The following is a 19,241-nucleotide window of genomic DNA, read 5'->3' as shown; positions in this document are numbered from 1 at the left end:
GTTGGTTAAATAGACCAAGCTAGTAAAAAGGCACTGAGTTTATTCTCATGTGCCTTTTTTAATGGTTGATTTTTAACAAGTTATTTTTATTTGTCGCATTGGTCTGAATTGTGCAAAGTACTTCTATATTGTTTACTGGTGAATTGCATGCTTTGGTAAGGAGTTAGATATGGTCGAACTATTATTCTTAATTGTATTTGCGGTTGTATTGTTTTTTTCTGGGATCAGTTTATTGGGGATGCTGCTCGCAATTGCTGCTGGTTTTGTCGTTATGGCGGTTGTCGGAATGATTGGCATAGTATTTAAGTTATTACCATGGCTGGTACTCATTGCGATCGTGATTTGGTTTTATCGTGAACGCAAAACCGAGCAACGCCATCGTGATAAATATTTTCGCTAATACTGTGCTATTAAATCGTTAGCGCTTGTATATGAAGGAAGATAGCGTTTTATCTTGAAAATCCTTGCACAGTGTACAAAATGCGGCTTTCTTGTACAGCTTCTGATATAGTCTTCGCCGTTTAAACATACTAATAATGAGCGGAGACTCGAAATGAAAAAATTAGCGCTTTCTGCTGTAGCAGCAGCTGTCGCCCTGTCAGCAGCACTACCTGCTCAGGCCGCAACTCTTTTAGGGGTAAAAGCAGGTGCTGACGCATGGTTTACCGATGCCAAAATCACTGATGATAATCTTTCGTCAGATAGCAATACCTCAGGTTCGTACTACATTGCGCTAGAACATTTTATCCCTCTGATCCCAAACTTTCGCCTACGTTACACCGATGTAGATAATGGTGATGTGTCTTTTGGTCAGACGGACTACACAGCGTACTATGAAATTCTAGATAACGATGCTGTGGCGTTTGATATCGGTCTAAGCATGGCTAAATTCAACGCTGGTAAATTTGGTTCTGAATCATTCAGCGAATGGCAGCCAAGCGTTTACGGTAATGTTGAAGTAGGCATCCCAATGACTTTTCTTTCTGTCTTTGGTGACCTTAACTATGGTAAATACGACAGCACCACGACCATTGATGGTCAGCTTGGTATGAAATGGTCTATTCCTTTGGTTGCCGCTGATCTAAACATCCGTGGTGGCTACCGTGTGATGGATTACGATTTTGACTTTGTTAAGCAAAACAACGGTGAGTTTAAAACCGATGGCTGGTTCTTAGGTGTTGAAATCGACATCTAATTAGGCTAATAACTGAACTTGATTCTCAAAGCCACGAAATATCGTGGCTTTTTTGTTGCCTGTTTCTCACTTTTTGTACCATTTTTAAAGGGGCAAGACGATCGGGAAGTGGCTTATGACATTAACTCAATTGCAGAACCTTTATACATCCAGTGATATTGTTGAAGCCGTGATCGAGCCATCGATCCAGGCGAATGGTTGGATCGTGGAATTTCGTCATCGTCGGGGCGGCTTTGTGCCTTTGACAGACGGTGCGGGTAGTGAAAAGTGCTATCACGATATAGATACAGCAACGGAGCGGGCGTTTGAGGTCGGCTTTCACCAAGTAAGAATTGCAGACACCTTCTAACTCCCCCTTATGAGGTGTGTCGTTTCTAAACTGGAGTCATTATGTACTCCAGTTTTGTCTTTTTTCTCCTCTAAATACCTTGATCTCATTGTGCCTATCCATACCAAAAGTTATAAAACATTCTTATCTATTCTTTCTTGTTATTTCATTCAGTAGCTAATCTAACCCGTACGCAATGTATAGGGATCGTCGTGTCATGTTACTAAAGGAACTCTCAGCTTTGGCCAGCCCGCTAAATGATCAGCAAATTGATCAACTTAAGCAGGCTACTACCGAGCTTTCGCCACAACAGATGGCGTGGATTAGTGGATATTTTTGGGGGCTAAGCCAAACTCAGACTTCTGATCAGCTTAAGCCTAATCAGCAACCTGTCGCTGCAGTCGCTTCTCGCCCTGCAGGTAAGTTAGTGATCATTTATGCATCACAAACCGGTAATGCTAAAGGGGTTGCACAGGCTCTTAAAGAAGAAGCCGATGCGGCGGGTGTGGCTGTTGAGTTGTTTGCTGCGAGTGATTACAAAGGCAAAAATCTCGCCAAAGAAAGCCATGTGATCATTGTGGCGTCAACGCATGGTGAGGGTGAAGCACCTGATGATGCCATTGAATTGCATGAATTTTTACAGTCAAAAAAGGCACCTAAGTTACCTAACTTGCAGTATGCCGTGATTGGTTTAGGCGATTCGAGTTATGAATTTTTCTGCCAAACAGCAAAAGACTTTGATACGTACCTTGCCAAGCTAGGTGCAACACCGATGCTTGAGCGCTTAGATTGTGATGTTGACTATGATGCATCTGCGGCCGAATGGCGCATTAAAGCGTTAGACAAAGTTTCAGAGACAATCGGTGGCAATGAAGCCGAAGTGGTTCAGCTACCTGTTGGTCAGGCAGCGGCATCGACGTATAGCAAGCAGAAGCCTTATGAAGCGAGCTTGTTGGTCAGCCAAAAAATCACAGGACGACGTTCTGGTAAAGATGTGCGCCATGTTGAAATCGACCTTGAAGGTTCTGGTCTAACGTATCAACCCGGCGATGCACTAGGTGTTTGGTATGACAACGATCCAATACTTGCTCAAGCGCTGGTTGCCAAAGTAGGTTTAACGGGTGAAGAGTCTGTTGAGGTTGATGGCGTAGCAACACCACTGTTGCAGGCATTAATTACCAGTTATGAAATCACTGCGGCGAATCCACAGTTGGTGACTCGTTTTGCCGAAATCTCAGGTAGTAAAAAGCTAGAAAAACTAGTGGCTGACAAAGAGAAGCTACGTGAATATTCCGCAAATACTCAGATCATTGATGTGTTGGGGGAAAAGAAAACTCAGCTAAATGTTGAGCAACTAACTGGCTTGCTAAGACGTTTGACTCCACGATTATATTCTATTGCATCGAGCCAAGAAGAAGTGGGTGAGGAAGTGCACTTAACTGTCGGTCTGGTGGAGTATGAGAAAGGCAGTGAACCTCGTCAAGGCGGCGCATCGAGCTATTTATCTCACCGCTTAGAAGAAGGTGATAGCGTGAAGGTGTTTGTTGAAGATAACAAGCATTTTAAATTGCCAGAAGATGATACGACTCCTGTGATAATGATTGGCCCTGGTACCGGAATCGCTCCATTCCGTGCTTTTGTCCAAGAGCGCGAAAACCGAGATGCAACAGGAAAGAACTGGCTATTTTTTGGTGATCGAACCTTCACCGAAGATTTCCTTTATCAGGTTGAATGGCAGAAATACTTAAAATCAGGCGTGTTAAATCAGCTCGATGTTGCATTTAGCCGCGATCAAAAAGAAAAAGTTTATGTGCAACATCGCTTATTAAAGCAGGCAACAGATGTGTGGCAATGGCTACAAGATGGCGCACATATATATGTTTGTGGTGATGCTAATCGAATGGCTAAAGATGTGCACGATGCACTGCTCACCATTGCAGAAAAGCAAGGGCAATACAGCCGTGAGCAAGCAGAGCAATACTTCAACGATCTACGTAAGAGCAAGCGTTATCAAAAGGATGTGTACTAATGAGCGAACAGAAACTATCAGATAACGAACGCCTTAAACGCGAAAGTAACTTTTTACGTGGTTCGATTGTTGAGGATCTAAGCGATAAAATTACCGGTGGATTTACGGCAGATAATTTTCAGTTAATCCGCTTTCACGGCATGTACCAGCAGGATGACCGTGATATTCGTGCTGAACGAGCGAAACAGAAGTTAGAGCCGTTACATAATGTCATGCTTCGTGCGCGTATGCCGGGTGGGGTGATCACCCCAACCCAATGGTTGGCTATCGATAAGTTTGCCGAAGAACATACCATGTATGGCAGCATTAGGTTGACCACTCGGCAGACATTTCAGTTTCATGGGGTGCTTAAGCCAAACGTGAAATTGATGCACCAAACATTAAACAGCATTGGTATCGACTCTATTGCGACGGCTGGTGATGTAAATCGCAATGTATTATGTACAACGAACCCTGTTGAATCTGAATTGCACCAAGAAGCTTATGAATGGGCGAAGAAGATCAGTGAACACCTACTGCCAAAAACACGTGCTTATGCTGAAATTTGGCTTGATGGTGAGAAGTTAGAAAGTACTGACGAAGAACCGATTTTAGGCAGTACTTACTTACCGCGTAAATTTAAAACGACGGTAGTCATCCCCCCACAAAATGATGTTGACGTTCACGCTAACGACTTGAATTTTATTGCCATTGCGGAAGATGGCAAGTTAGTTGGCTTCAATGTTTTGGTTGGTGGTGGTCTTGCGATGACCCACGGTGATAAGTCGACTTATCCACGTCGTGCCGATGACTTTGGTTTTGTGCCGCTTGCGAACACGTTAGATGTCGCCGCAGCCGTCGTCACTACCCAGCGTGACTGGGGTAATCGTTCAAACCGTAAAAATGCTAAAACCAAATACACGCTTGATCGTGTTGGTAGCGACGTTTTCAAAGCAGAAGTTGAAAAGCGTGCCGGTATTAAGTTTGAGTCGAGCCGCCCTTATGAGTTTACTGATCGTGGCGATCGTATTGGCTGGGTTGATGGGATCGATGGTAAGCACCATTTAGCGTTATTTATTGAAAATGGTCGCCTACTGGATTATCCCGATAAGCCTCTAAAAACAGGTATGGCAGAAATTGCAAAGGTGCATACTGGCGATTTTAGGATGACGGCAAATCAGAACATTATTATTGCAGGTGTTAACAGTGATGATAAAGCGACGATCGAAAAGATCGCGCGTGATCACGGTTTGATTGATGATGGTGTGTCTGAGCAGCGAAAGAATTCCATGGCATGTGTATCGTTACCAACTTGCCCACTTGCAATGGCCGAAGCTGAGCGATTCTTACCTGATTTTGTTACTGATATTGAACAACGTTTGGTTAAGCATGGTTTAGCCGCTGAGGAAAATATCATAGTACGCGTTACTGGTTGCCCGAATGGTTGTGGCCGAGCGATGTTGGCAGAAGTAGGGTTGGTTGGTAAGGCGCCTGGTCGTTATAACTTGCACTTGGGGGGTAACCGTAACGGCACCCGTATTCCTAAGATGTATAGAGAAAACATTACTGTGGCCGAGATACTGTCAGAAATTGATAGCTTAATTGGACGCTGGTCGAACGAGCGAGAAGTTGGTGAATATTTTGGGGATTTCACCGTTCGTGCCGGCATTATTGAACCAGTATTGGTTTCTAAGAGAGATTTTTATGCTTAAAGAGCCGCTTGCGACGTTATTAGCGCAAAATAAAGTTGAGCAGATTTTACAGTTGGCTCAAATTAATGCTGAGCTTGAAGTGATGTCGGCACAAGCGCGTATTCGTTGGGCTCTTGAAAACTTGCCGGGACAGTTTGCTCTAGCATCAAGTTTTGGCATCCAGTCGGCTGTTATGCTGCATATGGTGACGAAAGAGAAAGCAAATGTGCCTGTTATATTGACAGATACGGGTTACCTTTTTCCCGAAACTTACCAGTTTATTGACCTATTAACTAATCAGTTATCGCTTAATTTGCATGTATACCGGGCAGAATTAAGCCCTGAATGGCAAGAAGCGCGCTATGGCCGACTTTGGGAGCAAGGGCTTACTGGTATTAAGCAGTATAATCGACTCAATAAAGTTGAACCGATGAGGCGTGCATTCGATGAGCTTGCAGTTGAAACATGGTTTTCAGGTTTGCGCCGAGAGCAGTCAGAAAGCCGGGCTACGTTGCCAGTACTCGCGATTCAAAATGGTCAATTTAAATTTTTACCATTGATAGATTGGAGTAACGAGCAGATAGATGCTTACTTAGTCGCTCATGGCTTACCTTACCATCCACTAAAAGAGTTGGGCTATTTATCGGTGGGAGACATTCATACCACTAAGAAATGGGAGCCAGGGATGACAGAAGAAGAAACACGGTTCTTTGGTCTGAAGCGAGAGTGTGGTTTACATGAAAGTGATGCCGAGTCGGACGGTTCTGGGATCTAGTCTTTCCTACTTTGCGAGGCCTTAAAGTAAAACGCCTTATCATTTATTGATAAGGCGTTTTTTATTGATAGATAGTTGATGCTGTAATGCCATAAATTCACAGAGTGATGACAGATGACCTTGATTCATACGCTACATTTCTGCGAAAAAATGAACCTACTGAGGTATGGGGTCGTTATGTACCTACCAGTATCGGTGAAAGCCTTAATTGGTTGTGGGGTTCCACACATTACCAAGGCTTTCCATCAGGCCTGCACTTGCTCCTTGATCGCCAAGAAATTGCATAACAACAGGAATGAATTGGCTAACCATACTGGCATCCATGCCCAGCGCACCAAACACTTGATTGATGGTGTCCATATTGCCAAGTAAGCTACCCATACCTGGGGGTAAGCTATCTGCAAGCGCATCAGCTCCAGGGATTATTTTGGCTAATTCAGAAGCTTGATCTCCGCTAAGTTGGCTTGATGCAATTGAAAGTAGAGCTCCTGCACCACCAGTTGCTTGCTCTGGACTAACGCCAAGTTGGCTGCTGAGTAGATCGGTTAATGGATTATTTGCTTTAGTTTCGGCTGGGGTCTCATCATCTCCCCCGAAGAGATCCGATAAACTGAATGCTGCACTGGTTGCTGGCATTGCCAGTAACGTGACGAGTGTGGTTGTGAGTAGAAAGCGCTGACGCCAGGGTGATGAGTTTGCCATCAAAATCCTCCTTGAATGATATAGAGCAATAAGGCTTGCTATATATTCAGTCTAGTTAGGAATGCGGCGTAGATGCCAAAAGAATAACAAAAACACAAAAAAATTAGAAAGCTGTCGCGATGGTGTTGGTAAGATGGCTGGGAGAGAGAACAAAAAACGGTGCCGAAGCACCGTTTTTACCGATAATCGCAATACGATTAAAGGATGTCTAGTAGTTCAACTTCGAATACTAGAGCAGCATATGGAGGGATTGCAGCACCTGCGCCGCGCTCGCCGTATGCTAGGTCTTGTGGGATGTAAAGCTTCCACTTAGAGCCAACAGGCATCATTTGTAGAGCTTCAACCCAACCTGCGATAACGCCAGTTACTGGGAACTCAGCAGGTTGACCACGAGATACAGAGCTGTCGAAAACAGTACCGTCTGTTAGTTCGCCGTGGTAGTGAACACGTACTTGCTTGTCTGAAGATGGAATTTCACCGTTACCTTCAACAAGAACTTCGTACTGTAGACCAGATTCAGTTACAGTTACTTCAGAGCGTAGTGCATTGTCTTTTAGAAATGCTTCGCCGTCAGCTGATGCCGCTTGAGCTTGTTCTTGACGAGCTGCTTCTGCGCGAGTGTGTAGATCGCGAAGTGCGTTGTTGATGTCGTCAACTTCGATTTCAGGCATGTCGCCAGTTAGAGAAGTCGCGATACCTTTTGCGATAGCAGCAACGTTAAGGCCTTCAAGACCGCTTTGTGCTAGCTGTTGGCCCATTTGTAGACCGATACCGTAGCTTGCTTTAGTTTCAACTGTATCTAGTTTAACGTCAGACATGTGTCATCTCTTAATTAGAGTAAATAAAGCAGGAAGGATAACAGTTTCACCCCCTTAGGGTAAACTTTTGTGGCAAGATGTTGTTTGATTGCGTGAGTAGGAAAGCGCTGGAGTGTATTTATGGGACAGGCCAAACGCCGTTTAAAGAAAAAAAGAGAATTTACGTTTCCTCGTCTTACCTTTGATAAGGCGACGTTGAAACAGGTCGGATCTAATTTACGCGTAAAACTGGCACCACTTGAATCTAAATGGCGTCAGTTACCAAAGTTGCACCGCCGTGCTCTGACGGTATTGATCCCTGTCATGGGGCTCCTTATGCTGTTACCAGCGAGCCCTCCTTTACCGAGTGGGGCGACAAGCGATACGGTTCGACGTGAACTGGTACTCGATCTTAGTGGAAACCAGCAACCTGAAGTGAATGTTGTTGAGGTTGGAGAACGTCCGGAACCAATCTCCCCGTCACGATCAGTGCAACAGCCGAAGCAAGAAGTGGTTAAGCAGGCACCTGCACAGCCCCAGCGTACTGAGTGGGAACAAGTTAAGGTGCAAAAAGGTGAGACTCTCGCCAATATTTTCCGTAAAAATGCATTACCGCTGACCGATCTTTACGCCGTTGCTGCGATTGAAGGTGATGATAAGCCGCTAAGTCGAGTAAAGGCGGGACAGCTGTTACGTTATAAGCAAACGGCGAAAGGTAATTTAGATGCATTGCAAATCGAAGGGCGTAATGGTGAGCCTGTGATGTTCTTCCGTCGTTCAGATGGCAGCTTTGCTCGAAGCCAATAATTTAGCTAATAGCTGATTAAAAAAAGCCACATTACGTGGCTTTTTTTATGCCTGTTTTTGTGAAGAAATACGCTTAGTGAGTCGCATATCTATATGAGGGATCCCGTCTTCAAGGTATTCCTCGGAGCAGGCCGTAAACCCGTAACGCTGATAATAATGCTGTAGGTGCGATTGAGCGCCAATCTCTATACTGTGCTCAGGCCAGTGCTTTTCTGCTTCAATAAGCCCTTGCTCTAAAAGTTGGTAGCCAATGCCGTTTCCTCGCGCAGAGGGAGAGGTAAGCACCCGTCCGATACTGACATCTGCATAGGTGATCCCGGGGGGAAGTAAGCGTAGGTATGCGAGCAACTCACCTTGTTGATAACCCAGTAAGTGATAAGTACCTGCATGGCAGTCATGATTATCAATATCAGGATAGACACAGTTTTGCTCAACAACGAATACATCGGAACGAAGCTTGAGTAGTTGATATAGCTGGTGGGTGTTAAGTTGCTCAAACGTGAGGCATTGCCATTGCATTGAACTCTCCTGAACTGAAGTAGTGTGAATTAGTCATGCAAGAGTAAGTATTTAAATTGCCTTCTGCATTAACAAAAGGCAAGAGTAAATATTATTCGTTGTTTTCATCGAGGGTTTGGCGCTTTTTGATACGACTCAAACTGGTAGAGGTGACTCCTAGGTATGACGCGATTTGGTAGTCGGCGAGTCGCTCAATCAGTTCCGGAAAGCTATTGGTGAACAATGCGAATCGCTCTTCTGGGCTATGGGTCAGCATAAACCGCTCTTTGTGTTCTTTAAATTGTAATTGACGTTCAAGTAGGTTGAGGTAGAGGGTTTCTCGATGACACCGCCATTGCTCAACAAGCTCAATGGGTAAGGCAACAAGCTTACTGGCACTTAATGTTTCAAGTAAAAAAGGAGAGGGCGTATTGGTGAGTAGGCTTTCAAAACCAATTAATACATCCTGATCCCAATAGAATTCTTTGCTAAATTGTTTACCTTCAGGCGTGAGGTAACAAGCGTGGCAAATACCCTCAAGCAAAAAGTAGCAATATTCGGGTTGTTCACCTTGATTGAGTAAAATATGCCGAGTGGGTAATTCTAGCTGTTCAGCCGCAGCGAGTGCTTGCTCGATAAGAGGTTCTGTCGCACCGTGCTGATGCAAAAATGTTGCGAGTTCAGATTTCATAACATTGTGATTGGTTGCCTGACGTTACTAAGAGCATATCAAAAAAATACCGCAGCTGATGCTGCGGTATCTGTTTCTACATTCAAGATAGCTGAAGTGAATTACTTCTGAAGATCAATACGGTAAATGGCAAAGCCGACTTTATCCGTTGTGACTTTTTCCATTGGGTATTGTGCCTTCTCTTTTATAAAGGCAGCAGCTTTTTCACTTGGCGAGGTTTCGAAAGTGATGTTTAACTGCTTATCACTCTTCAATGGAGCAAAACGCCAGTTGTTATCAGCGCTTGGTACTACTTGGCCTTCTTCTTTGCTTATACGTGTAATGTAATCGGCAACAACGGTACGGTTTTCATCTGGTGATGCGAAGGCAATAAAGTCTTCACCGGTTCCTGGGAATTTACCGCTGTAAGCACGGTAGTTGTTGGTTGCTACGATAAAAGGTTGATCGTCTGTAACGGGTTTACCATTGAATGTGAGATCTTGGATTCGCTCAGCTTTATCATTAATTAGCTTACAATCACCATCAAAACGAGCGGGTTGTGACACATCAATGTTGTAATTCACACCATCAATAACGTCGAAGTTATAGGTACGGAAACCATCCCAGTTGATTAGGCCTTGTTGTTCAGTGCTGTTTAGATCAATTTGATTGAATTGACCCGCAGAGCATTCCAACCAGTTCTTCACGTCTTTACCTGTGACTTTCATTGCCACAAGGGTATTTGGGTAAAGGTACAGATCCGCGGCATTACGGAAGGTTAACTGTCCAGACTCTACCTCGGTAAAGTTTGTCGGATCGTTACCACGACCACCTGCTTTAAATGGGGCGGCAGCCGATAGAACAGGTATACCATCAAGATCGGGATCGCCTTGAATGAAGCGTTCAACGTAATCTTTTTGTGCAAGGCTAACAATTTGCACTGTTGGATCATCTTGTACTAGCGCTAGGAAGCTATACATTACATCGCTGGCTTTACCTAGTGGTTGATTCACAAATTCACGTGTGCCTTTGTGATCGGCTTGTACGGCTGCAACCATTTTCTCGTCAGCGTCGACTAAAGATTTGTTATTTTCAACATCAAATATCGGACGAGCTTCGGTTTGCGCGCTTGTTACCGTCCATTCATCACCGTTTTGTTTTAGAACAAGATCCATTACCCCTAGGTGATCGCCCCAGCGGCCTGGCATTACTGCTGGGATACCATTGATTGTGCCTTTTTCTACGTCAGTATTGGGCAGATTGGCAAAGCTCTGGCTCGGGAATACTGCATGTGAATGACCAAAGGCGATAGCGTCAATGCCGTCTACTTCCGTGAGGTAATACACTGAGTTTTCAGCCATTGCTTTATATGGATCCGTGGAGATTCCGGAGTGCGGGATAGCAACAATGATATCAGCACCTTCGGCTTTCATTTGAGGAACGTATTTTTCAGCTGACTTTTTAATGTCTTCTGCTTTTACTTTTCCTTCAAGGTGCTTCTTATCCCAGATTAATATTTGAGGTGGAACGAAGCCGATGTAGCCCACTTTAACTTCGTGTTCTGCACCATCGGTGTCTTTAAAGATGTGCGTTTTGACCAGGTATGGCTTAAATAGTGATTTCCCTGTTTTGGCATCGTAAACATTCGAGTTGATATAAGGGAAGTTTGCCCCTGCAATGGCCTTGTCTAAAAACTCTAACCCATAGTTGAACTCATGGTTGCCGATGTTACCTGCATCATAACCAAGTTGGTTCATGGCTTTATATACGGGATGGATATCGCCACTTTCAAGCCCTTTGGCTGCCATGTAGTCACCCATAGGGCTACCTTGGATCAAATCACCATTATCAACCAAGATGCTATTAATGACCTCAGATTGTGCTTGCTTTACTAGGGTCGCAGTTCGTACCAAGCCAGTTTTCAGTGTTGGCTTATCTTTGTAGTAATCGTAATCCATGACATTAGTATGAATGTCAGTGGTTTCAAGAATACGAAGCTTAATGGTGTCTGCAGTTGCTGGGCCCGCGATGGCTAGCATGCCGCCCAAAATCGCTAGCGATAATGGCTTGGCTGATAACGTCATGTTTTTCTCCACGTTGATAGATACAGGAAGTGTGCATAAGGTAACAAAAATGCGATGTTTGTTACGCATTATATTGATTTTAGTGTGCTTGGACTCTCGTTTTTTTGCTTTTAAAGATGTGGGTTTGTGCAGCTTGTCTCTTTTCTATACTGGTCGCTATTGTTCATAAAGGTAGACGAAAAAAGCATAACTTAAGTGAAATGGGTCTATCTAAGCGGCGTTGAGTTGAGTGTTATCGTGAAAAAGAGCTTTTTTTAACTCAAATCAGGCCGTTTTTTGTGAAGTATGAGAAATTGAAACAAAAAACATCATCCAGACAAACTTTTTGGAATAAAAAATGAAGTTTTAGAATTTCAGGTAATATTCCCTCGCCACTATAGTTCATCCATTACGGAATTGTAGGTGCACTGATAAATGGAATATTTGCCAATATTTGCAGACTTAAAGCGACGCCCATGCTTGGTTGTTGGCGGGAATGATATCGCTTGGCGTAAAACTCGAATGTTGTTAAATGCTGGTGCCGATGTCAGGGTGATTGCAGACAGCTTTTCGCCTGAATTTCAACTCGCAATAGATGATGCGCGAGTGACGTTTATTGGCACTGAATTCTCACCTACCGATCTTGATGGCATCTTTCTAGCAATTGCCGCGACAGAACGTAAAGCGATTAATGCATTGGTGTATCAATCTGCTAACCAGCGTCAAGTGTTGGTGAATGTCGTTGATGATACGCAGCGTTGTAGCTTCATCGTACCTTCTATTATTGATCGCTCTCCTATTATTGTTGCGGTTTCATCGTCAGGTAAAGCGCCAGTTTTGGCTCGCTTGGTTAGAGAGCAGCTTGAAGCTTTATTGCCTCAACACCTAGGCAAGATGGCAACAATTGCAGGCAACTTTCGTGCTCGTCTAGCATCCAAAATCACTTCTTTCTCCGCTCGCCGTCGTTTCTGGGAGCAAGCTTTCTCTGGTCGTTTTGCATCATTAGTTGCCTCTGGACAGGAACTGGCTGCCAGGCAAGAGTTAGAGCAATTATCTAATGGTGTGGAAAACACTGGGGAAGTCGCGTTAATTGGTGCAGGCCCTGGTGATGCAGGCTTATTAACATTAAGAGCATTACAGCTGATGCAGCAAGCTGATGTGGTGCTATATGACTATTTAGTGTCTGACGATGTGATGGCTTTAGTTCGACGTGATGCTGAATTAGTGTGCGTCGGGAAAAAAGCAGGCTTTCATAGTGTCCCCCAAGAGCAAACTAATAAGCTGATTGTGCAATATGCATCGCAAGGTAAGCGTGTTGTGCGTTTAAAAGGGGGTGACCCATTCGTATTTGGACGTGGTGGTGAAGAACTTGAAGTGTTGTTCGATGAAGGAATTCCTTTTCAAGTCGTGCCGGGTATCACTGCCGCTGCTGGGGCGACTGCTTATGCTGGTATCCCACTCACGCATCGTGATTATGCTCAGACAGCAATGTTTATTACGGGGCACCTAAAACCTGATGGCAGCGCGCTGGACTGGTCGACTCTCGCACGAGGCAACCAAACGCTCGTTATTTATATGGGGTTGATGAATTCTTCAGAGATTCAACTACAGTTGATTACACATGGACGTGCAGAGAGCACGCCTATCGCTATCATTGAACGTGGTAGTCAGCCTTCTCAGAAAGTATTCAAAGGCCAGCTCCATGAACTGGCAGAATTAGCACAACAAGCCTCTTCTCCTTCATTAATTGTTGTGGGTGAGGTTGTCACTCTTTCAGAAAAACTACATTGGTTCGGACAACAGGAACAGCATTTGCATAACAGTACTGATAAACAGTCTGTCGTGAAGCTGGCTTAGTATGGAGAGAATAATGGACCCGAAACGACTAACCCACCTAAAGCAACTTGAAGCAGAAAGTATTCATATTATCCGTGAAGTTGCCGCGGAGTTTGATAACCCTGTGATGATGTACTCAATTGGTAAAGACTCCTCGGTGATGCTGCACTTAGCACGCAAGGCGTTTTACCCGGGAAAAATTCCTTTTCCATTGTTACATGTCGATACGGATTGGAAATTTCGCGAAATGATTGAATTTCGTGATCGAGCAGCAGAGAAATATGGCTTTGATTTACTAGTACATAAAAATCCCGAAGGGTTAGCGATGGGGATTAGCCCATTTAAACATGGTTCATCCAAGCATACCGATATCATGAAAACACAAGGACTAAAGCAAGCATTGGATCATTATGGTTTTGATGCTGCGTTTGGTGGTGCTCGGCGTGATGAAGAGAAATCCCGAGCGAAAGAGCGTGTCTATTCATTCCGCGACCAAAACCATACTTGGGATCCTAAGAATCAACGACCTGAACTTTGGAAAACGTATAACGGCCAAATAAATAAAGGTGAAAGCATTCGTGTTTTCCCGCTTTCGAATTGGACGGAGTTAGATATTTGGCAATACATCTACCTTGAAGAGATTGATATCGTACCTCTTTATTTATCTGACGTACGTCCAGTGGTCGATCGTGATGGCATGTTGATAATGGTTGACGATGAACGAATGGAGCTTAAGCCAGGTGAAAAAATTGAACACAAGAGTGTCCGTTTTCGCACCTTAGGCTGTTATCCACTGACTGGTGCGATTGAATCTGAAGCCAACACCCTTACAGGGATCATTGAAGAGATGTTAGTCGCGACATCCAGTGAGCGTCAGGGACGAGCGATAGATCACGACCAGTCGGGTTCAATGGAGCTTAAAAAACGTCAGGGATACTTCTAAGGAGAGAAATATGAACAGTGCAATTGAACAGCAAGTGGCTGAGTTAGGTATAGAAGGCTACCTTGACCAGCATCAACATAAGTCCCTATTACGTTTTTTAACGTGCGGCTCGGTCGATGATGGTAAAAGTACATTGATTGGTCGTTTGCTGCATGACTCCCAACAAATTTATGAAGATCAGTTAGCTGCGATACATGCCGATAGCCAAAAAGTGGGAACAACGGGTGATAAGCCAGATCTTGCTTTGTTAGTTGATGGGCTACAGGCTGAACGAGAGCAAGGTATTACTATTGATGTGGCTTATCGTTATTTTTCGACTAAGCAGCGTAAATTTATTATTGCTGATACCCCAGGGCATGAACAGTACACTCGGAATATGGCAACAGGTGCATCAACGTGTGATGTTGCTGTTATCTTAATCGATGCGAGAAAAGGGGTACTCGACCAGACTCGTCGACATTCTTTCATCGCGAGTTTGTTAGGGATCCGCCACTTTATTGTAGCAATCAATAAAATGGATTTAGTAGGGTTTGAGCAAGAGCGGTTTGAAACGATCCGCGATGAGTACCTTGCCTTTGCTGAGAAGTTAAACCCTTCACTAGATATTAAACTGGTGCCTCTTTCGGCATTAGATGGTGATAACGTCGTTGATATGAGTGAGCAGACACCTTGGTACCATGGTGAGTCATTACTGTCATTATTAGAATCAGTCGATATTAGCCATGATAAACAAGGTGGTGACTTCCGTTTACCTGTGCAGTATGTCAACCGACCAAATCTCGATTTCAGAGGGTTTGCTGGCACGATTGCGTCAGGTGCCATTAATGTCGGAGATACCATCACGGCTTTGCCTTCAGGTAAGTCTTCTAACGTTGAGCGTATTGTGACATTCGATGGTGATCTACCAACGGCGTTTGCAGGCCAGGCTATTACTTTAACCCTTACTGATGAAATTGATGTTAGCCGCGGTGATACCTTAGTCGCAGGCGATGCTACGGTACCATTAAGTAATCAATTACTCGCTGATATTGTATGGATGGCAGAGGCACCATTAGAGGTTGGTCGTCAATATGATATTAAGGTAGCGGGTAAGAAGACTGTCGGTAGTGTGCAGGCAATCCGACACCAAGTCGATATCAATAATTTAGAGACGTTCAAAGTTGATAGCCTCCCATTGAATGGTATTGGACTTTGCGAGGTTGCACTTACAGAAAATATTGCTGTTGATTCATACCAAGATTGCCCTGATACCGGGGGTTTTATTGTTATCGATAGACTGAGTAATGTCACCGTTGGGGCTGGGATGATCCGAGAGGCATTGGCAGCAGAGCAACCAATAGCACAAGAACCAACAGCTTCTTTTGAAGTTGAACTCAATGCACTCATCCGGAAGCATTTCCCTCATTGGGAAGCGAAGGATGTCAGTAAGTTGCTAGGGTAGATATGATGGAATGGGAACAAGGAATGGTTCTTGCCATGTTAATGGTGATCATAACCTGTTTAATTACAACAAAAATTAAAGCGCCATATTTATTTGCTGGTGCTGCATTTGTTGGATTTCAGGTTGGAATGATTGATTTGCCGACTTTAGCCGGTAACTTCACGAATTCATCACTATTGACGTTAGTGCTACTAATCCTTGTTTCTATTGCCTTAGAAAAGACACGCTTGATTAGTTGGGTAGGAAGACAGATTTCGCAAGGAGGACAGTCAACGGTGGTTGCTAAGTTAGGGCTATCAACCGCTTTTCTATCGTCATTTACGAATAACACCGCTGTTGTTGTGTCATTGATTGGTGCGATTAAGCGTAATCAAAGGCATGCGCCCTCACGTCTACTTATTCCTTTATCTTATGCTGCAATTCTAGGTGGTACGCTGACATTAATTGGTACCTCAACCAACCTGATCATCAACAGCTTTGTTGAAGATGCGGGTTTACCAAGCCTAGGCTTTTTTGCGCCAACGACCATTGGCTTAGCTGTATTGGTGATTGGTCTACTTATTTTAATCCCACTAAGCTACCTATTGCCTGTTTATGATGATAGTAGCCAAGATGACTTGCCGTATTTTCTTGAAGCTAAAGTTGAAGTTGGCTCTACATTGGTAGGAAAAACGATTGCAGAGAATGGATTGAGAGCCCTACGCCGCCTGTTTTTGGCTGAAGTGATTCGTGATGGACAAACAATTGCTCCTGTTTGCCCTGACACCCAGTTAATTGCTGGTGATAGATTATTATTTTGTGGGGATGTTGAAAGCGTTACAACGCTTCAAGAAATTAACGGATTGACGCTGTTTGGCCAACATCACTTGAATGGTCAGTCCATGCTAGAAGTTATTGTTAGTCAGTCTGCAGGTATTAGAGGCCAGACATTAAAAAATGTGAAATTTAGAGAACGTTTTGATGCCGTTGTTGTTGCGATAAGACGAGGACATGAACGACTAGCTGGTGGCTTGGGGAACATCGAACTGCACGCGGGAGATACACTTGTTATTGTTCCTGGCAAAGAATTCAATCAGAAAAAACAGCAATTAAATAGAGAATTTGTACTTGTTAATGGTCTTGATTCAAGTGCAAAGCTTGATCGTTGTAAAAGCATGGCTGTGCTGCTGGGCTTTGCGGCAGTTATCGTAGGTTCATTGTTTGAGCTATTTCCAATTATAAAAGGTTTAGCTGCTTATTTATTACTTTTAATTTTCACTGGAACTATTTCTTTTGCCGAATTAAGGCGACGCTTTCCTGTTGATATCGTTGTTATCGTTGGTTCTGCATTGAGCCTTGCTCAATTAATGCTATCAAGCGGTTTGTCAGCGCGGATGGGGGAAATGCTAATGACCTCATTTAATGGATTAGGTATATACGGTGCACTGGTTGCAGTTTACTTCTTAACCTTAGTTTTGACAGAGCTGGTCACTAATAATGCAGCAGCGGCACTTTCCTTTCCTATCGCTTATAGCTTAGCAATTAGTTATGGCGTAGATCCTATGCCATTTATTATGGCTATTTTGTTTGGAGCAAGTGCTAGTTTTATATCACCTTATGGTTATCAAACAAACCTGCTTGTGTACAGCGTAGGCAATTATAAGTTGAAAGATTACCTAAGAGTTGGGCTCCCTATATCGTGTGTCTATTCAATGGTTGTTCTTACTTTGATCCCAATGTTATTTCCTTTTTAAATATTGATACAAATGGAGTTGATTATGTCCTCGGTTGTTGAGCCTAAGCAGAGTGAAAACGTTGTTTGGCATTCTTATTTGGTTGATAAAGGTTTTAGGTCTGAACAGAAAAAACAGCAACCTTGTGTTTTGTGGTTTACAGGCTTAAGTGGCGCTGGTAAATCGACGGTTGCGGGGGCACTAGAATCACGTTTATCGCAGTTGGGTTACCATACGTACCTGCTTGACGGTGACAATGTACGTCATGGTCTTTGTCAAGATCTTGGCTTCTCTGCCGAGGACCGACGTGAGAATATTCGTCGAATTGGTGAAGTGGCGAAGTTAATGACAGATGCTGGCCTTATTGTACTTAGTGCATTTATTTCACCTCATCGACAAGAAAGAAAACTGGTACGCGATATGCTGCCTTCTGAAGAGTTTATAGAGGTCTTTGTTGATACGCCTTTAGAGGAATGCGAAAAACGGGATCCTAAAGGATTGTATAAGAAAGCACGGGCGGGCGAGATCAAGCACTTTACAGGTATTGATTCTGAATATGAGAAGCCAGTTAACCCCGAGATCCACTTGTCAGCAGGAAGTGCAACCATTGATGAGTTAGTCTCGCAGTGTTTAGGTGCTATGAAAGAACAGGGTATTATTCGTTAATCGAAAGGGTGAGGTATTAATGAGTTGCTTGAATCAATAAACTTAGTTACTTCACAAGCTGGTGGCGTGAGCATGAATAACTAACGTGTCTATAATAGGCTATCGACCTGATAGCATTCGTTGATTCAAGTTGGCACCTCGTCAAGCTGTTACCTTATTGCCGAAAGCGTTATCGCTGAGTGGCGCTCTCAGTTGTGGCTCTAACTTACAACCACGGTTGATCCTTCTATATAGTGATTTGGATAAACACGCTTGCGGCAATGCTATTTATAAGCTTGTCGCATATTTTGTTCACTTCATCTCATTATCTTGTCTATTCTTATGAATCAAAGCTGAAAATAACCCTCATAATTGCTTTAGATTATCTTCAACGTGCCTTTTTTGTGGTTTTTATGGCTTTTATGCTGTAATTGTCTGCAGTCGGTAATAAATCACAATAAAAGTATTGCCTCAAGCGAGGGGTTCTCTATAATGCCGCCACACCAGCAGATACTCTGGCTTTAGTAAGTTATTTACAAGCTGTGTATAACTTGTTGGTTAATCGGTTCTATGACTTTTGAATTGAAAATTAGCTTGACTCAGCTTTTTAAATGTTTAGTATTGCCGCTCTCGTTTAAATGTAATGCCTAATGTGTTGAAAAACACACTTTACTTTATTCGGGTCTTGTCAAATAAGGGTTTTGAAAAAAACATTTCAAAATTTTGTTGACATAAAAGGTTTGCAGTGTAAGATGTGCAACCTCGACCAGCACGGTGTGCTGAGTCAATGTTCTTTAACAATTTGACCATGCAATCTGTGTGGGCACTCGTGAAAAAGTTAAGTCAAAAGATTTATCAATGAACTGAGTGACCAATACAAGGTGACGCTATYTCTTGTAGATAACGAAACTTTGGCACAGTCAATTCGAATGTCATGACTAGCTTCTAGTTATTGATGTTCAATCAGTATTCGTTGAGCCGGTCGAGAGACCACAAAAATTCTAATTGAAGAGTTTGATCATGGCTCAGATTGAACGCTGGCGGCAGGCCTAACACATGCAAGTCGAGCGGCAGCGACAACAACAATCCTTCGGGGGCGTTGTTGGGCGGCGAGCGGCGGACGGGTGAGT

At 43.6% G+C, this 19,241-nt stretch carries 17 protein-coding genes and 1 rRNA gene; 13 read left to right on the top strand and 5 right to left on the bottom strand.

The features are described from left to right. Positions 1-169 precede the first annotated feature (169 nt). The 6 genes from pspG to L4D09_RS20530 all read left to right on the top strand — a co-directional run bounded on the left by pspG (position 170) and on the right by L4D09_RS20530 (position 5,997). On the top strand, positions 170-400 hold the full coding sequence (pspG, locus tag L4D09_RS20555; RefSeq protein WP_428459403.1) for an envelope stress response protein PspG: 231 nt from the start codon (positions 170-172) through the stop codon (positions 398-400). A gap of 153 nt (positions 401-553) precedes the next feature. Next, a complete protein-coding gene (locus L4D09_RS20550; protein ID WP_428459402.1) occupies positions 554-1,195 on the top strand; it encodes a TIGR04219 family outer membrane beta-barrel protein in 642 nt (213 codons plus the stop codon). A gap of 115 nt (positions 1,196-1,310) precedes the next feature. Then, positions 1,311-1,544 carry a thymidylate kinase gene (locus tag L4D09_RS20545; protein ID WP_428459401.1) on the top strand — a complete coding sequence of 78 codons (234 nt, stop codon included), beginning with the start codon at positions 1,311-1,313 and terminating at the stop codon, positions 1,542-1,544. Positions 1,545-1,740: 196 nt separating this feature from the next. Then, entirely contained in the window at positions 1,741-3,552 is a 1,812-nt protein-coding gene (locus L4D09_RS20540) for an assimilatory sulfite reductase (NADPH) flavoprotein subunit (protein WP_428459400.1), read from the top strand. After that, entirely contained in the window at positions 3,552-5,243 is a 1,692-nt protein-coding gene (cysI, locus tag L4D09_RS20535; protein ID WP_428459399.1) for an assimilatory sulfite reductase (NADPH) hemoprotein subunit, read from the top strand. Before L4D09_RS20540 ends, cysI begins: the two co-directional genes overlap by 1 nt. After that, positions 5,236-5,997 carry a phosphoadenylyl-sulfate reductase gene (locus L4D09_RS20530; RefSeq protein ID WP_428459398.1) on the top strand — a complete coding sequence of 254 codons (762 nt, stop codon included), beginning with the start codon at positions 5,236-5,238 and terminating at the stop codon, positions 5,995-5,997. The genes cysI and L4D09_RS20530 overlap by 8 nt, the downstream gene beginning before the upstream one ends. Positions 5,998-6,201: 204 nt before the next feature. On the opposite strand, the gene L4D09_RS20525 is transcribed toward L4D09_RS20530, so the two are convergent. Further along, positions 6,202-6,699, bottom strand: coding sequence for a DUF2780 domain-containing protein (locus L4D09_RS20525; protein WP_428459397.1), 498 nt, complete (start codon positions 6,697-6,699; stop codon positions 6,202-6,204). 197 nt (positions 6,700-6,896) lie between these two features. Continuing rightward, positions 6,897-7,517 carry a BamJ family beta-barrel-assembly machinery protein gene (bamJ, locus tag L4D09_RS20520; protein WP_428459396.1) on the bottom strand — a complete coding sequence of 207 codons (621 nt, stop codon included), beginning with the start codon at positions 7,515-7,517 and terminating at the stop codon, positions 6,897-6,899. A 120-nt stretch (positions 7,518-7,637) separates the two neighbouring features. Between bamJ and L4D09_RS20515 the strand changes: the two genes are divergently transcribed. Continuing rightward, positions 7,638-8,303 carry a LysM-like peptidoglycan-binding domain-containing protein gene (locus L4D09_RS20515; RefSeq protein WP_428459395.1) on the top strand — a complete coding sequence of 222 codons (666 nt, stop codon included), beginning with the start codon at positions 7,638-7,640 and terminating at the stop codon, positions 8,301-8,303. A gap of 45 nt (positions 8,304-8,348) precedes the next feature. On the opposite strand, the gene L4D09_RS20510 is transcribed toward L4D09_RS20515, so the two are convergent. The 3 genes from L4D09_RS20510 to L4D09_RS20500 all read right to left on the bottom strand — a co-directional run bounded on the left by L4D09_RS20510 (position 8,349) and on the right by L4D09_RS20500 (position 11,555). Beyond that, entirely contained in the window at positions 8,349-8,822 is a 474-nt protein-coding gene (locus L4D09_RS20510) for a GNAT family N-acetyltransferase (RefSeq protein ID WP_428459394.1), read from the bottom strand. A 91-nt stretch (positions 8,823-8,913) separates the two neighbouring features. After that, the gene (locus L4D09_RS20505; protein ID WP_428459393.1) at positions 8,914-9,492 is read right to left on the bottom strand and encodes a Crp/Fnr family transcriptional regulator; all 579 of its coding nucleotides are present in this window, start codon (positions 9,490-9,492) and stop codon (positions 8,914-8,916) included. Between the two features lie 101 nt (positions 9,493-9,593). Next, the gene (locus L4D09_RS20500) at positions 9,594-11,555 is read right to left on the bottom strand and encodes a bifunctional 2',3'-cyclic-nucleotide 2'-phosphodiesterase/3'-nucleotidase (protein ID WP_428459392.1); all 1,962 of its coding nucleotides are present in this window, start codon (positions 11,553-11,555) and stop codon (positions 9,594-9,596) included. Between the two features lie 414 nt (positions 11,556-11,969). On the opposite strand from L4D09_RS20500, the gene cysG reads away from it, so the two are divergent. The 6 genes from cysG to L4D09_RS20470 all read left to right on the top strand — a co-directional run. Continuing rightward, on the top strand, positions 11,970-13,391 hold the full coding sequence (gene cysG / locus L4D09_RS20495; protein ID WP_428459391.1) for a siroheme synthase CysG: 1,422 nt from the start codon (positions 11,970-11,972) through the stop codon (positions 13,389-13,391). Positions 13,392-13,404: 13 nt separating this feature from the next. Next, positions 13,405-14,313, top strand: a complete 909-nt coding sequence (cysD, locus tag L4D09_RS20490; protein WP_428459390.1) for a sulfate adenylyltransferase subunit CysD — start codon at positions 13,405-13,407, stop codon at positions 14,311-14,313. A 10-nt stretch (positions 14,314-14,323) separates the two neighbouring features. After that, positions 14,324-15,754 carry a sulfate adenylyltransferase subunit CysN gene (gene cysN / locus L4D09_RS20485; protein WP_428459389.1) on the top strand — a complete coding sequence of 477 codons (1,431 nt, stop codon included), beginning with the start codon at positions 14,324-14,326 and terminating at the stop codon, positions 15,752-15,754. A 5-nt stretch (positions 15,755-15,759) separates the two neighbouring features. Continuing rightward, positions 15,760-17,487 (top strand): SLC13 family permease, encoded by a 1,728-nt coding sequence (locus L4D09_RS20480; RefSeq protein ID WP_428459388.1) that lies wholly within the window; start codon positions 15,760-15,762, stop codon positions 17,485-17,487. A gap of 24 nt (positions 17,488-17,511) precedes the next feature. After that, the gene (cysC, locus tag L4D09_RS20475) at positions 17,512-18,132 is read left to right on the top strand and encodes an adenylyl-sulfate kinase (protein WP_428459387.1); all 621 of its coding nucleotides are present in this window, start codon (positions 17,512-17,514) and stop codon (positions 18,130-18,132) included. A gap of 981 nt (positions 18,133-19,113) precedes the next feature. After that, positions 19,114-19,241 (top strand): 16S ribosomal RNA (locus L4D09_RS20470); the annotation flags it as partial.

Source organism: Photobacterium makurazakiensis, assembly GCF_050336715.1.
Taxonomy (GTDB): Bacteria; Pseudomonadota; Gammaproteobacteria; order Enterobacterales; family Vibrionaceae; genus Photobacterium; species Photobacterium makurazakiensis.
The sequence above is the reverse complement of the archived record's forward strand: the minus strand, read 5'-3'. Positions and strand labels throughout refer to the sequence as shown.

What these genes read in the sequence shown, in the direction of transcription:
- pspG (WP_428459403.1), top strand. Translation starts at nt 170, where the DNA reads ATGGTCGAACTATTATTCTTAATTGTATTTGCGGTTGTATTGTTTTTT.
- L4D09_RS20550 (WP_428459402.1), top strand. Translation starts at nt 554, where the DNA reads ATGAAAAAATTAGCGCTTTCTGCTGTAGCAGCAGCTGTCGCCCTGTCA.
- L4D09_RS20545 (WP_428459401.1), top strand. Translation starts at nt 1,311, where the DNA reads ATGACATTAACTCAATTGCAGAACCTTTATACATCCAGTGATATTGTT.
- L4D09_RS20540 (WP_428459400.1), top strand. Translation starts at nt 1,741, where the DNA reads ATGTTACTAAAGGAACTCTCAGCTTTGGCCAGCCCGCTAAATGATCAG.
- cysI (WP_428459399.1), top strand. Translation starts at nt 3,552, where the DNA reads ATGAGCGAACAGAAACTATCAGATAACGAACGCCTTAAACGCGAAAGT.
- L4D09_RS20530 (WP_428459398.1), top strand. Translation starts at nt 5,236, where the DNA reads ATGCTTAAAGAGCCGCTTGCGACGTTATTAGCGCAAAATAAAGTTGAG.
- L4D09_RS20525 (WP_428459397.1), bottom strand. Translation starts at nt 6,699, where the DNA reads ATGGCAAACTCATCACCCTGGCGTCAGCGCTTTCTACTCACAACCACA.
- bamJ (WP_428459396.1), bottom strand. Translation starts at nt 7,517, where the DNA reads ATGTCTGACGTTAAACTAGATACAGTTGAAACTAAAGCAAGCTACGGT.
- L4D09_RS20515 (WP_428459395.1), top strand. Translation starts at nt 7,638, where the DNA reads ATGGGACAGGCCAAACGCCGTTTAAAGAAAAAAAGAGAATTTACGTTT.
- L4D09_RS20510 (WP_428459394.1), bottom strand. Translation starts at nt 8,822, where the DNA reads ATGCAATGGCAATGCCTCACGTTTGAGCAACTTAACACCCACCAGCTA.
- L4D09_RS20505 (WP_428459393.1), bottom strand. Translation starts at nt 9,492, where the DNA reads ATGAAATCTGAACTCGCAACATTTTTGCATCAGCACGGTGCGACAGAA.
- L4D09_RS20500 (WP_428459392.1), bottom strand. Translation starts at nt 11,555, where the DNA reads ATGACGTTATCAGCCAAGCCATTATCGCTAGCGATTTTGGGCGGCATG.
- cysG (WP_428459391.1), top strand. Translation starts at nt 11,970, where the DNA reads ATGGAATATTTGCCAATATTTGCAGACTTAAAGCGACGCCCATGCTTG.
- cysD (WP_428459390.1), top strand. Translation starts at nt 13,405, where the DNA reads ATGGACCCGAAACGACTAACCCACCTAAAGCAACTTGAAGCAGAAAGT.
- cysN (WP_428459389.1), top strand. Translation starts at nt 14,324, where the DNA reads ATGAACAGTGCAATTGAACAGCAAGTGGCTGAGTTAGGTATAGAAGGC.
- L4D09_RS20480 (WP_428459388.1), top strand. Translation starts at nt 15,760, where the DNA reads ATGGAATGGGAACAAGGAATGGTTCTTGCCATGTTAATGGTGATCATA.
- cysC (WP_428459387.1), top strand. Translation starts at nt 17,512, where the DNA reads ATGTCCTCGGTTGTTGAGCCTAAGCAGAGTGAAAACGTTGTTTGGCAT.